The sequence below is a fragment of the Bartonella sp. AA81SXKL genome (assembly GCF_042196945.1).
GTDB lineage: Bacteria > Pseudomonadota > Alphaproteobacteria > Rhizobiales > Rhizobiaceae > Bartonella.
On the sequence record NZ_JBHIRH010000296.1, the window covers coordinates 1 to 655 of the forward strand.

Genomic DNA, 655 nt, shown 5'->3' on the forward strand with positions numbered 1-655 from the left:
TTGTTTCATGAAGCGAACGACGCAGATAAATTGCAACAATTGCTCCTAATCCACCAATTGCAAAAGGAATACGCCATCCCCATGCTTTTAATTGATCTTCTGTTAAATATAGGGCTAGAGTAAACATAACCAGACTAGCGAGAAGTTGACCACCAATAAGTGTGGCATATTGGAAAGAACTAAAGAAACCACGACGATTTTTGAGTGCAACTTCGCTCATATAAGTTGCTGTTGTGCCATATTCACCACCAACTGAAAGTCCTTGAAGCATACGCAGTAAAATAAGGAGAACCGCTGCTGTTGCTCCAATCGTTTCATAGGTTGGAAGGAGGGCAATGAGAAAAGAGCCACCACACATCATAAAAACAGAAATAAGCAAGGAACGTTTACGTCCATAGCGATCAGCAATAAACCCAAACAGCCAGCCACCAATTGGGCGCATGAGGAAGCCGATAAAAAAAACAACAGAAGACTTTAAAAGTTCGGTAACAACATCTCCATCAGAGGGAAAAAACTGTGATGCAAAATAGATGGACGTAAAAGAATAAACATAAAAATCATACCATTCTACCAGATTACCTGATGCACTAGATACGATAGAGAGAACACGTTTTCTTGTATCATTCGGTGTTAGAGTTTTTTCATTCTCCATAAG

Annotated in this window: 1 protein-coding gene; it reads right to left on the reverse strand. The window is 39.7% G+C overall.

The window, feature by feature from the left end; translation table 11 throughout:
* Positions 1 to 652, reverse strand: a 652-nt coding sequence (locus ACFINZ_RS11225) for an MFS transporter (protein WP_375701555.1), incomplete at its 3' end; no start/stop codon positions are given.
* Positions 653 to 655 lie beyond the last annotated feature (3 nt).